We start from the raw sequence: 12095 nt of genomic DNA on the forward strand, positions 1-12095 counted from the left end.
GTGTTTCGGCGGCCATAGCGAGAGGGAAACGCCCGGTCACATTCCGAACCCGGAAGCTAAGACTCTCTGCGCCGATGGTACTGCAAGGGGGACCTTGTGGGAGAGTAGGACACCGCCGGACTTACTTTGACAGAGGCCAGCCTTCGGGCTGGCCTCTCGTCATTTAAGGAGTTGGATTGACGCATGCCCCGCTTGCGTCGCTCTGATTCCTCCGGTCTCGGCATCCGCCGCCTCAAATCCGGCACAGGGTTCACGTACCGCGACGACGCGGGTGAGATCGTGACCGACAAGGAGCTGAGGGCTCGCATCGAGCACCTCGCTATCCCGCCGGCCTGGACGGAGGTCTGGATCGCGCCGTATCCGAACGGGCACGTGCAGGCCACCGGCATCGACGGTGCCGGCCGACGTCAGTACATCTACCACCCGACGTGGCGGCAGCAGAAGGACCGCATCAAATACGACCGTGCGATGGCTCTCGCGGAGTCGCTGCCGACCGCCAGGCGCCAGGTCACGATCGACCTCCGGAGCGACGGCTTCACGAGGGAGCGCGTGCTCGCCGGGGGCTTCCGGATGCTCGACACCGGCTCGCTGCGGGTCGGCAGCGAGCGGTATGCCCAGAAGCACGGCAGTCACGGCCTCACGACGCTGCTGTGCGCACACGCGTCCACGAACGGAGACATCGTCCATCTCCGCTTCCCGGCAAAGAGCGGGCAGGAGTGGGATTCGGACATCAAGGATGCCGATCTCGCCGTACTGGTCAGGAGCCTCAAGCGGCGCGGGCCGAACGCGCGTCTGCTCGCGTGGAAGAACGGGCGCCGGTGGAACCCCGTCGACGCCACCGACATCAATGCTTATGTGCGCGAGCGCACGGGAGGCGACTTCACGGCGAAGGACTTCCGCACGCTGCACGGTACGGCGGCCGCCGCCGTGAGCCTCGCCCGCAGCGGGCCGCAGGCCAGCAAGACCGCTCGAGCGAAGGCGGTGGCGCAGGCCATGCGCGATGCCGCCGCCGTGCTCAGCAACACCCCCACCATCGCCAAGTCGAGCTACGTGGATCCGCGACTCCTCGACCACTACGCCGCCGGGGCCGTCATCGACCCCGCACGCCCGGAATCCGAGCTCCGTGCCCTGCTCTTCCGGTAGAAGTCAAGTCTTGTGTTCTTCATCGCGAAGAGCAGAATAGGGGCACTCGTTCTTACGGGAGGCCCGCCGCCAGACGCTGCGAACAGAGCTAGGCCGTGAGCGACCAGCGGATTTGACGACTGGGCTCCGGGTTCTCCCGTAAGAACGTTCCCTCCCCGACATGCGGTCGAAACGCGGCAGGCCTAGCGTGGAAGCGTGTTCCGCAAGTTCGATCCTTCGGTGCCGGAGGGCTTCTACCAGGCCGAGGCCGCTGGTCTCAGCTGGCTCCGCGATGCCGGTGGGGTGCCCGTCGTGCGCGTCGAGGCCGTGACATCGGAGTCCATCGAGCTCGAGGAGCTCCGGAGCACCAGGCCGAGTCGAGAAGCCGCACGCCGATTCGGCGAGCTGCTCGCGCGCACCCACGCTGCCGGCGCGCCCGCGTTCGGCTCTCCGCCGCCCACCTGGCAGGGGGAGTGCTTCATCGGGCGCCGGCCCATGGCCGTGGGGGAGTTCAGCGAGTGGAGCGAGTTCTACCCGGAGCTGCGCGTGCGCCCGTACGCCGAGCAGGCCGTGGCGAGGGGCAACCTGTCGGCGGACGGCTTCCAGACCGTGCAGCGCGCTTGCGACCTCATCCGCTCCGGCATCTTCGACGACGACCAACCGCCTGCGCGACTCCACGGTGACCTCTGGTCGGGCAACGTGATGTGGACCCCGACAGGGGTCGTGCTCATCGATCCCGCAGCACATGGAGGGCACCGCGAGACCGATCTGGCGATGCTCGTGCTGTTCGGAGCACCCTTCCTCGACGACATCCTCGGCGGCTACGACAAGGCGCATCCGCTCGCCCCCGGGTGGCACGCTCGCGTTCCACTGCACCAGCTGTTCCCCCTCGCGGTGCACGCGGTGGGGCACGGCCCGAGCTACGGACGTGAGCTCGAGAGGGCCGCGGGCGCCGTGCTGCAGCTGGGTGCCGGAGCCGCGTGATCACGCGCGACACGCCCGGGTTGCATGTAGCCCGGGAATGTGGCAAACTCGTCTAGTTCAACATTTCGAGGCCGCCGTGTGTGTGTCTTGATCACTGTCTTGGCAGTGCATAGCTCCAGAAGCTAGGCCGCAGGCAGCAGAACACAGCTTAATCGCCACCTCTTCTCTCTTGGGAGAAGACTGTGCCAGTCGCAGTGCGGTGTGCGGAGTGCTTGATAGCAGAACAGTGGGCGTCCAATGCAGTCGAGGCTGTATGACGCGAGACAGAGAGAGAGTCACACATGGCGGGACAGAAGATCCGCATCCGACTTAAGTCGTATGACCACGAGGTCATCGACTCCTCGGCGCGCAAGATCGTGGACACGGTCACGCGTGCAGGAGCAACGGTCGTCGGCCCCGTGCCGCTTCCGACCGAGAAGAACGTGATCGCCGTGATCCGTTCGCCCCACAAGTACAAGGACAGCCGCGAGCACTTCGAGATGCGCACGCACAAGCGCCTCATCGACATCATCGACCCGACGCCGAAGGCCGTCGACTCGCTCATGCGTCTCGACCTGCCCGCCGACGTCAACATCGAGATCAAGCTCTGAGCGCGAAGGGACTAGGTAATCACTATGGCTCTCGCAGCTAAGACTTCCAAGGGTCTGCTCGGCAAGAAGCTCGGCATGACCCAGGTGTGGGACGAGAACAACCGTCTCATCCCCGTGACCGTCGTCGAGATCTCGACGAACGTCGTCACCCAGATCCGCACGCCCGAGAAGGACGGCTACGCAGCCGTCCAGATCGCCGCCGGCCAGATCGACCCGCGCAAGGTCAACAAGCCCAGCGCCGGTCACTTCGAGGCCGCCGGGGTCACCCCGCGCCGCCACCTCACCGAGATCCGCACCGCGGACGCCGCCGACTACACCGTCGGCCAGGAGCTCACCGCGGAGAGCGTGTTCGAGGCCGGCCAGAAGGTCGACGTCATGGGCACCTCCAAGGGCAAGGGCTTCGCCGGTGTCATGAAGCGCCACAACTTCAAGGGTGTCTCCGCTTCGCACGGTTCGCACCGCAACCACCGCAAGCCCGGCTCGATCGGTGCGTCCTCGACGCCCAGCCGAGTCTTCAAGGGCATGCGCATGGCTGGCCGCATGGGTGGAGAGCGCGTGACCGTGCTCAACCTGGTCGTCCACTCGGTCGACGCCGAGAAGGGACTGGTGCTCGTCAAGGGTGCGGTTCCCGGCGCCAAGGGCCGTCTCGTTTTCGTTCGCAACGCAGTGAAGGGGGCGTAGTCCATGACTGACGCAACTCACACGCTCGATGTCCTCGACGTCGCCGGCAACAAGTCCGGAACCGTCGAGCTGCCCGCCGAGATCTTCGACGTGCAGGCCAACATCCCGCTCATCCACCAGGTCGTCGTCGCTCAGCTCGCCGCCGCTCGCCAGGGAACCCACAAGACCAAGCGTCGTGGTGAGGTCTCCGGTGCCGGCCGCAAGCCGTTCAAGCAGAAGGGAACCGGTCGCGCTCGTCAGGGCTCGATCCGTGCTCCTCAGATGACCGGTGGTGGCATCGTCCACGGACCCGTGCCCCGCAACTACTCGCAGCGCACCCCCAAGAAGATGATCGCCGCAGCTCTGCTCGGCGCCATCTCGGACCGCGCCCGCGGTGGCCGCGTGCACGTCGTCGAGGCTCTCGCCCAGGGCGAGAACCCGTCGACCAAGGCCGTCAACGCGTTCCTCACCACCGTCGCCAGCTCCAAGCACGTGCTGATCGTGCTCGAGCGCGACGACCAGCTGAGCCTCCGCAGCGTGCGCAACCTCCCCACGGTTCACGTTCTGCCCGCAGACCAGCTGAACGCCTACGACGTGCTCGTCTCCGACGACATCGTCTTCACCAAGGGCTCCTTCGACGCCTTCGTCGCCTCGAAGACCAAGCAGGAAGAGGTTTCCGCATGAGCAACGCAGCGTTCAACAAGGACCCGCGCGACATCATCCTGTCTCCCGTCGTCTCCGAGAAGAGCTACGGCCTGATCGACCAGGGCAAGTACACCTTCGTGGTGGACCCCCGCTCGAACAAGACCGAGATCAAGCTCGCGATCGAGAAGATCTTCTCGGTCGAGGTCGCGTCGATCAACACGCTGAACCGCACGGGCAAGACCCGTCGCACCAAGTTCGGGCCGGGCAAGCGCAAGGACACCAAGCGCGCGATCGTGACGCTCAAGTCCGGATCCATCGACATCTTCACGGCCGTCGGCTAGGCCCGGAAGCTAGAGGAAAAGACACATGGCTATTCGCAAGTACAAGCCCACGACCCCTGGTCGTCGCGGCTCCTCCGTCTCGGACTTCGCCGAGATCACGCGCTCGACTCCTGAGAAGTCGCTGCTCCGCCCGCTCTCCAAGACCGGTGGACGCAACAACCAGGGTCGCATCACGACCCGTCACATCGGTGGTGGCCACAAGCGCCAGTACCGCGTGATCGACTTCCGTCGCAACGACAAGGACGGCGTCAACGCCAAGGTCGCTCACATCGAGTACGACCCCAACCGCACCGCGCGCATCGCGCTGCTCCACTTCGTGGACGGCACCAAGCGCTACATCCTGGCCCCGAACAAGCTGTCGCAGGGCGACATCATCGAGTCGGGTGCAGGCGCGGACATCAAGCCCGGCAACAACCTGCCGCTGCGCAACATCCCCACCGGTACCGTCATCCACGCGATCGAGCTGAAGCCGGGCGGTGGCGCCAAGATGGCCCGTTCCGCCGGTGCCTCCGTGCGACTCGTGGCGAAGGACGGCCCCTACGCGCAGCTCCGTCTGCCGTCGGGCGAGATCCGCAACGTGGATGCGCGCTGCCGCGCCACGATCGGCGAGGTCGGCAACGCCGAGCAGTCGAACATCAACTGGGGCAAGGCCGGCCGCAACCGCTGGAAGGGCATCCGCCCGACCGTGCGTGGTGTCGCCATGAACCCGGTCGACCACCCGCACGGTGGTGGTGAGGGCAAGACGTCCGGTGGACGTCACCCCGTCAGCCCGTGGGGTCAGGCCGAAGGCCGTACCCGTCACCCCAACAAGGAAAGCGACAAGCTCATCGTGCGTCGCCGGACCGTCGGCAAGAAGCGTAAGTAGGAGTCTTAGAAAATGCCACGCAGTCTCAAAAAGGGCCCCTTCGTCGACGACCACCTGTACCGCAAGGTCGTCACCGCTAACGAAGCCGGTTCGAAGAACGTCATCAAGACCTGGTCGCGTCGCTCGATGATCATCCCCGACTTCCTCGGGCACACGATCGCCGTGCACGACGGCCGCAAGCACATCCCGGTGTTCATCACCGAGACCATGGTGGGTCACAAGCTGGGCGAGTTCGCCCCGACCCGCACCTTCCGTGGACACGTGAAGGACGACAAGAAGGGCCGTCGCCGCTAACCGCGGCGACGTGAAGGAGGAAGAGTAATGGTGGAGTCGATCGCACGCGTGCGTCACATCCGCGTCACCCCCATGAAGGCCCGTCGTGTCGTCAACCTGATCCGCGGCCGTCAGGCCGTCGAGGCGTTGGCCATCCTGAAGTTCGCCCCTCAGGGCGCTTCGGAGCCCGTGTACAAGCTGGTCGCCTCGGCGATCGCGAACGCACGGGTCAAGGCGGACGCCACGAACAGCTATCTCGACGAGCAGGATCTCTTCATCACGAAGGCGTTCGTCGACCAGGGGGCCACGCTCAAGCGTTTCCAGCCGCGTGCCCAGGGACGAGCGTTCCAGATTCTCAAGCGCACCAGCCACATCACCATCGTCCTGGCCACGCCTGACGATGTCGAAGCCGGCGCTGCGAGCAAGAAGGTGAGCAAGTAATGGGCCAGAAAGTCAATCCGTACGGCTTCCGTCTCGGAATCACCACCGACCACGTGTCGCGCTGGTTCTCCGACAGCACGAAGAAGGGTCAGCGTTACAGCGACTACGTGGCTGAAGACGTGAAGATCCGCAACCTGCTGAAGACCTCGCTCGACCGCGCCGGAGTGGCGAAGATCGAGATCGAGCGCACCCGTGACCGCGTCCGCGTCGACATCCACACCGCCCGTCCGGGCATCGTGATCGGTCGTCGTGGCGCCGAGGCCGAGCGCATCCGCTCCGACCTCGAGAAGCTCACGAGCAAGCAGATCCAGCTGAACATCCTCGAGGTCAAGAACCCCGAGGCCGAGGCACAGCTCGTGGCGCAGGGCATCGCCGAGCAGCTCACCGCTCGTGTGGCATTCCGCCGCGCGATGCGCAAGGGCCTGCAGGGCGCTCAGCGCGCCGGCGCCAAGGGTGTCCGCATCCAGGTGTCGGGCCGTCTCGGCGGCGCCGAGATGAGCCGTTCCGAGTTCTACCGCGAGGGCCGCGTTCCGCTGCACACCCTCCGCGCCAACATCGACTACGGCTTCTACGAGGCGAAGACGACGTTCGGCCGCATCGGTGTGAAGGTCTGGATCTACAAGGGCGACATCACCAACAAGGAGCTCGCCCGCGAGCAGGCCAACCAGAAGTCGTCGCGCCCCGAGCGCGGCGACCGTGACCGTCCGCGCCGTGACTCCGCCCCCAAGGCGAAGGCCCCGGTCGCAGCAGGAGTTGAGGCGTAACCATGCTTATCCCCCGTAGAGTCAAGCACCGCAAGCAGCACCACCCGGGTCGCAGTGGCCAGGCCACCGGCGGCACCACGGTGAACTTCGGTGAGTACGGCATCCAGGCCCTCACCCCCGCGTACGTGACCAACCGTCAGATCGAGTCCGCTCGTATCGCGATGACCCGTCACATCAAGCGTGGTGGAAAGGTGTGGATCAACATCTACCCCGACCGTCCGCTCACCAAGAAGCCCGCCGAGACCCGCATGGGTTCCGGTAAGGGTTCCCCCGAGTGGTGGGTCGCGAACGTCAAGCCGGGCCGAGTGCTGTTCGAGCTGAGCGGGGTCGACGAGACCATCGCTCGCGAGGCGCTCACCCGAGCAATCCACAAGCTGCCTCTCAAGGCACGCATCATCAAGCGCGAGGAGGGCGACGCGTAATGGCGATCGGTTCTAAGGAGCTCGCCTCGGCGGAGCTCGACACGTTCGAAGATTCCCGACTTCTCGAGGAACTTCGCAAGGCCAAGGAAGAGCTGTTCAACCTGCGCTTCCAGTCGGCAACCGGGCAGCTCGAAAGCCACGGGCGTCTTCGCTCCGTGAAGCGCGACATCGCTCGTATCTACACGGTCATCCGTGAGCGCGAGCTGGGCATCCGTGCCACGCCCGCCCCCGTCGAGGCTCCGGCCAAGGCGACCAAGAAGTCATCCAAGAAGGCAGCAGAGGCCAAGGCCCCCGCAGCTGAGGCCGATGAGGCCGCCCAGACTGAGGAGGCCAGCAAGTAATGGCTAAGACTGAAGAGAAGGTCACCGACGCCGGACACGAGTCCGCCGCCCATGACGTCAAGGACGTGGCAGCACGCGGGTACCGCAAGTCCCGCCGTGGTCTCGTGACCAGCGACCGGATGGACAAGACCATCGTGGTCGAGGTCGAGGACCGCGTGAAGCACCCCCTGTACGGCAAGGTCATCCGCCGCACCTCCAAGGTGAAGGTGCACGACGAGACCAACAGCGCCGGCATCGGCGACCTGGTTCTCATCAACGAGACCCGCCCGCTGAGCGCCACCAAGCGCTGGCGCCTGGTCGAGATCCTGGAGAAGGCGAAGTAACATGCTGCAGCAAGAATCACGAGTCAAGGTGGCCGACAACACCGGCGCCAAGGAACTCCTGACGATTCGCGTGCTCGGTGGATCCGGTCGTCGCTACGCGGGTCTCGGCGATGTCATCGTCGCGACCGTGAAGGACGCCATCCCCGGCGGAAACGTCAAGAAGGGCGATGTGGTCAAGGCCGTCATCGTCCGCACCGTCAAGTCGACCCGTCGCTCCGACGGCTCGTACATCAAGTTCGACGAGAACGCCGCCGTGATCCTGAAGAACGATGGTGACCCCCGTGGCACCCGTATCTTCGGACCGGTCGGCCGTGAGCTCCGTGACAAGAAGTTCATGAAGATCATCTCGCTGGCACCGGAGGTTATCTAGTCATGGCGAACATCAAGAAGGGTGACCTCGTGCAGGTCATCTCCGGCGCGAGCCAGGACCGCGGCGGCGACCGCGGCAAGCAGGGTCGCGTCATCGAGGTGCAGGTCGAGAAGGACCGCGTGATCGTCGAGGGCGTGAACTTCGTCACGAAGCACGTTCGCGTCGGGCAGAGCCAGCGCGGCACCAAGACCGGCGGCATCGAGACCATGGAGGCGCCGATCCACGTGTCGAACGTCGCCCTGGTCGACCCCGAGACCAAGAAGCCGACCCGCGTCGGCCACCGCAACGAAGAAGTCACGAAGGACGGCGTCACCAAGACGGTCCGCGTTCGTTACGCGAAGAAGTCAGGAAAAGACCTCTGATGAGCACCGAGACTGCCGCGCCCGCTGGCCCAATCCAGCCGCGCCTGAAGCAGAAGTACAAGAACGAGATCGTCGCTCAGCTGACGAAGGACTTCGACTTCACGAACGTGCACCAGGTGCCCGGACTCGTGAAGATCGTGGTCAACACCGGTGTCGGCGAGGCCGCCCGCGATGGCAAGGTCATCGACGGTGCGGTCAAGGACCTCACCGCGATCACCGGCCAGAAGCCGCAGGTCACGAAGGCCCGCAAGTCGATCGCGCAGTTCAAGCTGCGTGAGGGACAGCCCATCGGCGCCCACGTCACGCTCCGTGGCGACCGCGCCTGGGAGTTCCTCGACCGCCTGCTGTCGCTCGCGCTTCCCCGTATCCGCGACTTCCGCGGTCTCTCGGACAAGCAGTTCGACGGCCGTGGCAACTACACCTTCGGTCTCAACGAGCAGTCGATGTTCCACGAGATCGACCAGGACAAGATCGACCGCGTGCGTGGCTTCGACATCACCGTCGTGACCACCGCGAAGACCGACGACGAGGGACGCGCGCTGCTCAAGGCGCTCGGCTTCCCCTTCAAGACGGCCGAAAACTCCTAAGCACCACCCCACCCACGACGACCACAGGTCGGCTCGCTCGTAAAGCGTGACCGAAACCAGGCGCGAAAGGCACCACAATGACAATGACAGATCCGGTCGCAGACATGCTGACCAGACTGCGCAACGCGAACTCGGCACACCACGACACCGTGTCGATGCCGCATTCCAAGCTCAAGTCGCACATCGCCGACATCCTCAAGGCGGAGGGCTACATCTCCGGCTGGGAAGTCGCCGACGCCAAGGTCGGCCAGACGCTGACGCTGAACCTCAAGTTCGGCCCCAACCGCGAGCGTTCGATCGCCGGGATCAAGCGGGTCTCCAAGCCCGGTCTCCGTGTCTACGCGAAGTCGACCGAGATCCCCACCGTCCTCGGTGGCCTCGGCGTCGCGATCCTGTCCACCTCCTCGGGTCTCTTGACGGACCGTCAGGCGAGCAAGAAGGGCGTGGGTGGGGAAGTCCTCGCCTACGTGTGGTAACCGACAATGTCACGTATCGGACGTCTTCCCATCGACATCCCCGCCGGAGTCACCGTCACGGTGGCCGGCCAGGGTGTCCAGGTCAAGGGACCGAAGGGTGAGCTCGCGCTCACCATCGCAGAGCCCATCGCGGCCACGGTCGAGGAGAACCAGGTTCTCGTCACCCGCCCAGACGACGAGCGCACCTCGCGCTCGCTGCACGGCCTGACCCGCACGCTGATCGCCAACCAGATCATCGGCGTCACCACGGGCTACTCCAAGAGCCTCGAGGTCGTCGGCACGGGTTACCGCGTCGCCGCCAAGGGCTCCGGTGTGGAGTTCGCTCTCGGGTACTCCCACCCCATCTCGGTCGAACCGCCTGCGGGCATCACGTTCACCGTGGAGGGCAACAACAAGCTCACGGTCAACGGCATCGACAAGCAGGCCGTCGGTGAGGTTGCCGCCAACATTCGCAAGCTGCGCAAGCCCGAGCCCTACAAGGGCAAGGGTGTGCGGTACGCCGGCGAGGTCGTTCGCCGCAAGGCCGGAAAGAGTGGTAAGTAAGCCATGGCTACTGTTACCAGAGGAAAGTCCAAGTCCGCAGCCCGCGAACGCCGGCACACGCGACTCCGCAAGAAGGTCGAGGGGACCCCGGCTCGTCCGCGTCTCGTCGTCACCCGATCGGCTCGTCACGTCTTCGTGCAGGTCGTCGACGACAGCAAGGGCCACACCCTCGCGTCGGCATCGACCCTCGAGACCGATCTCCGCAGCTTCGACGGTGACAAGACCGCCAAGGCCAAGAAGGTCGGCGAGCTCGTCGCCGAGCGCGCCAAGCTGGCCGGCATCGAGGCCGTGGTCTTCGACCGCGGTGGTAACCGTTACGCCGGTCGTGTCGCAGCGATCGCCGATGGAGCACGAGAGGGCGGTCTGAACCTGTGAGCGAGAACATCAAGGAGCCCGACGTGGCAGCAATCACCGAGGCGCCCGTCGAGACGGCTGCATCGAGTGGTCAGAACAGCCAGAGCGAGCCCCGCGAGGCCCGCCGTGGCGGTCGTGAGCGCAACCCCAACCGCGGTGACCGCGGCAGCCGGGATGCCGACAAGAGCCAGTTCCTGGAGCGCGTCGTCACCATCAACCGCGTGTCGAAGGTCGTGAAGGGTGGTCGTCGCTTCAGCTTCACCGCTCTCGTGGTCGTCGGCGACGGCAACGGTCTGGTGGGCGTCGGCTACGGCAAGGCCCGCGAGGTGCCGACCGCCATCTCCAAGGGCGTCGAGGAGGCGAAGAAGAACTTCTTCCGCGTTCCCCGCGTCGGCAACACCATCCCCCACCCGGTCCAGGGTGAGGCGGCCGCCGGTGTGGTGCTTTTGCGCCCCGCCGCCGCCGGTACCGGCGTCATCGCCGGTGGTCCGGTGCGTGCCGTGCTCGAGTGCGCCGGGATCCACGACATCCTCTCGAAGTCGCTCGGCTCGTCGAACACGATCAACATCGTGCACGCGACCGTGGAGGCACTGCAGCAGCTCGAAGAGCCGCGCGCCGTCGCCGCCCGCCGTGGCCTCGACTTCGAAGACGTCGCCCCTGCCCGCCTCGTGCGTGCAGAGGCCGACGCTCTAGCTGCGAAGGCAGGTGCATGATGGCGAACCTCAAGGTGACCCAGATCAAGTCCAAGATCAGCGAGAAGCAGAACCAGCGGGACACGCTGCGCAGCCTCGGACTGAAGAAGATCGGCCAGAGTGTCGTTCGAGAAGACAACGCCCAGAACCGGGGCTACGTGCGCACCGTCGCACACCTGGTGAAGGTCGAGGAGATTGACTGATGGCTGAAGAAGAAGCCAAGGAGACCGCCAAGGCGGCTCCGAAGAAGGCTGCTGCCCCCAAGAAGGCACCGGCTGAGAAGGCGACGACCGAGAAGGCCGCCGCCCCCAAGAAGGCTGCTGCCCCCAAGGCCGCTGCCTCGAAGGCTGCGACGTCCGGCGACGCCGAGGTGAAGGCTCCGGCCGCCACCAAGGCGCCCAAGGCCGCTGCCAAGGCCGACGAGCCCGCCGCCCCGCGCGAGCAGGTCCTCAAGGTCCACCACCTCCGTCCCGCCCCCGGCGCCAAGAAGGCACGCACGCGTGTCGGCCGTGGTGAGGGCTCGAAGGGTAAGACCGCCGGTCGTGGCACCAAGGGCACCAAGGCCCGCTACCAGGTGCGCGTCGGCTTCGAGGGTGGGCAGATGCCGCTGCACATGCGCACCCCGAAGCTCCGCGGCTTCAAGAACCCGTTCCGCGTGGAGTACCAGGTCGTGAACCTGGACAAGCTCGCGGAGCTCTACCCCTCGGGCGGCGATGTCACCATCACCGACCTCGTGGCCAAGGGCGCGGTTCGCAAGAACGAGAAGGTCAAGGTTCTCGGCGATGGCGACATCGCTGTGAAGCTGACCGTCGCGGTCGACAAGGTCTCCGGCTCCGCTGAGCAGAAGATCGTCGCCGCAGGTGGTTCCGTCAAGTAGGTATCACTGGTCCGGTGACCCGATCCGTCGGTCGAGCACAGATGCGTCATGAGAATGAGGTAG

Annotated in this window: 22 protein-coding genes and 1 rRNA gene; all 23 read left to right on the plus strand. The window is 65.6% G+C overall.

Translation table 11 applies throughout. The features are described 5' to 3' along the window. Nucleotides 1–4: 4 nt before the first annotated feature. A 5S ribosomal RNA gene (rrf, locus tag ACEXQC_RS11565) occupies nt 5–121 on the plus strand. A gap of 62 nt (nt 122–183) precedes the next feature. Beyond that, nucleotides 184–1143, plus strand: a complete 960-nt coding sequence (locus tag ACEXQC_RS11570; RefSeq protein WP_374822077.1) for a DNA topoisomerase IB — start codon at nt 184–186, stop codon at nt 1141–1143. A 195-nt stretch (nt 1144–1338) separates the two neighbouring features. Beyond that, the gene (locus ACEXQC_RS11575; RefSeq protein ID WP_374822080.1) at nt 1339–2106 is read left to right on the plus strand and encodes a fructosamine kinase family protein; all 768 of its coding nucleotides are present in this window, start codon (nt 1339–1341) and stop codon (nt 2104–2106) included. Nucleotides 2107–2387: 281 nt separating this feature from the next. After that, nucleotides 2388–2696: a 30S ribosomal protein S10 gene (gene rpsJ / locus ACEXQC_RS11580; RefSeq protein WP_018171443.1), complete on the plus strand. Its 309-nt coding sequence runs from the start codon at nt 2388–2390 to the stop codon at nt 2694–2696. A 24-nt stretch (nt 2697–2720) separates the two neighbouring features. Continuing rightward, nucleotides 2721–3377 (plus strand): 50S ribosomal protein L3, encoded by a 657-nt coding sequence (rplC, locus tag ACEXQC_RS11585; protein WP_259525309.1) that lies wholly within the window; start codon nt 2721–2723, stop codon nt 3375–3377. 3 nt (nt 3378–3380) lie between these two features. Beyond that, nucleotides 3381–4040 carry a 50S ribosomal protein L4 gene (gene rplD, locus ACEXQC_RS11590; RefSeq protein WP_374822085.1) on the plus strand — a complete coding sequence of 220 codons (660 nt, stop codon included), beginning with the start codon at nt 3381–3383 and terminating at the stop codon, nt 4038–4040. Continuing rightward, nucleotides 4037–4342 (plus strand): 50S ribosomal protein L23, encoded by a 306-nt coding sequence (gene rplW, locus ACEXQC_RS11595; RefSeq protein ID WP_374822088.1) that lies wholly within the window; start codon nt 4037–4039, stop codon nt 4340–4342. Before rplD ends, rplW begins: the two co-directional genes overlap by 4 nt. A 25-nt stretch (nt 4343–4367) precedes the next feature. Then, nucleotides 4368–5207: a 50S ribosomal protein L2 gene (gene rplB, locus ACEXQC_RS11600; RefSeq protein WP_374822091.1), complete on the plus strand. Its 840-nt coding sequence runs from the start codon at nt 4368–4370 to the stop codon at nt 5205–5207. A 12-nt stretch (nt 5208–5219) separates the two neighbouring features. After that, complete coding sequence (gene rpsS, locus ACEXQC_RS11605) at nt 5220–5501, plus strand: 30S ribosomal protein S19 (protein ID WP_259537200.1); 282 nt, start codon at nt 5220–5222, stop codon at nt 5499–5501. A gap of 27 nt (nt 5502–5528) precedes the next feature. Further along, a complete protein-coding gene (gene rplV / locus ACEXQC_RS11610; RefSeq protein WP_374822095.1) occupies nt 5529–5921 on the plus strand; it encodes a 50S ribosomal protein L22 in 393 nt (130 codons plus the stop codon). Further along, nucleotides 5921–6685 carry a 30S ribosomal protein S3 gene (gene rpsC, locus ACEXQC_RS11615; RefSeq protein WP_374822098.1) on the plus strand — a complete coding sequence of 255 codons (765 nt, stop codon included), beginning with the start codon at nt 5921–5923 and terminating at the stop codon, nt 6683–6685. The genes rplV and rpsC overlap by 1 nt, the downstream gene beginning before the upstream one ends. A gap of 2 nt (nt 6686–6687) precedes the next feature. Beyond that, a complete protein-coding gene (rplP, locus tag ACEXQC_RS11620) occupies nt 6688–7107 on the plus strand; it encodes a 50S ribosomal protein L16 (RefSeq protein ID WP_374822101.1) in 420 nt (139 codons plus the stop codon). Next, nucleotides 7107–7448, plus strand: coding sequence for a 50S ribosomal protein L29 (gene rpmC / locus ACEXQC_RS11625; RefSeq protein WP_374822104.1), 342 nt, complete (start codon nt 7107–7109; stop codon nt 7446–7448). Before rplP ends, rpmC begins: the two co-directional genes overlap by 1 nt. After that, a complete protein-coding gene (gene rpsQ, locus ACEXQC_RS11630; protein ID WP_374822107.1) occupies nt 7448–7771 on the plus strand; it encodes a 30S ribosomal protein S17 in 324 nt (107 codons plus the stop codon). The genes rpmC and rpsQ overlap by 1 nt, the downstream gene beginning before the upstream one ends. A 1-nt stretch (nt 7772) precedes the next feature. After that, a complete protein-coding gene (gene rplN, locus ACEXQC_RS11635; RefSeq protein ID WP_066041167.1) occupies nt 7773–8141 on the plus strand; it encodes a 50S ribosomal protein L14 in 369 nt (122 codons plus the stop codon). A gap of 2 nt (nt 8142–8143) precedes the next feature. Next, nucleotides 8144–8503, plus strand: a complete 360-nt coding sequence (rplX, locus tag ACEXQC_RS11640; protein ID WP_374822111.1) for a 50S ribosomal protein L24 — start codon at nt 8144–8146, stop codon at nt 8501–8503. Further along, entirely contained in the window at nt 8503–9090 is a 588-nt protein-coding gene (rplE, locus tag ACEXQC_RS11645; RefSeq protein WP_374822114.1) for a 50S ribosomal protein L5, read from the plus strand. Before rplX ends, rplE begins: the two co-directional genes overlap by 1 nt. A gap of 77 nt (nt 9091–9167) precedes the next feature. Continuing rightward, nucleotides 9168–9566, plus strand: a complete 399-nt coding sequence (gene rpsH, locus ACEXQC_RS11650; RefSeq protein WP_374822117.1) for a 30S ribosomal protein S8 — start codon at nt 9168–9170, stop codon at nt 9564–9566. A 6-nt stretch (nt 9567–9572) separates the two neighbouring features. After that, entirely contained in the window at nt 9573–10109 is a 537-nt protein-coding gene (rplF, locus tag ACEXQC_RS11655; RefSeq protein ID WP_374822120.1) for a 50S ribosomal protein L6, read from the plus strand. Nucleotides 10110–10112: 3 nt separating this feature from the next. Then, entirely contained in the window at nt 10113–10484 is a 372-nt protein-coding gene (gene rplR, locus ACEXQC_RS11660; protein WP_374822123.1) for a 50S ribosomal protein L18, read from the plus strand. A 32-nt stretch (nt 10485–10516) separates the two neighbouring features. Then, nucleotides 10517–11176 carry a 30S ribosomal protein S5 gene (rpsE, locus tag ACEXQC_RS11665; protein WP_374822534.1) on the plus strand — a complete coding sequence of 220 codons (660 nt, stop codon included), beginning with the start codon at nt 10517–10519 and terminating at the stop codon, nt 11174–11176. Further along, the gene (rpmD, locus tag ACEXQC_RS11670; protein ID WP_291045855.1) at nt 11176–11358 is read left to right on the plus strand and encodes a 50S ribosomal protein L30; all 183 of its coding nucleotides are present in this window, start codon (nt 11176–11178) and stop codon (nt 11356–11358) included. The genes rpsE and rpmD overlap by 1 nt, the downstream gene beginning before the upstream one ends. After that, a complete protein-coding gene (gene rplO, locus ACEXQC_RS11675) occupies nt 11358–12032 on the plus strand; it encodes a 50S ribosomal protein L15 (protein WP_374822126.1) in 675 nt (224 codons plus the stop codon). The genes rpmD and rplO overlap by 1 nt, the downstream gene beginning before the upstream one ends. Nucleotides 12033–12095 lie beyond the last annotated feature (63 nt).

The sequence above is a fragment of the Herbiconiux liukaitaii genome, from assembly GCF_041927495.1.
Lineage (GTDB): Bacteria > Actinomycetota > Actinomycetes > Actinomycetales > Microbacteriaceae > Herbiconiux > Herbiconiux liukaitaii.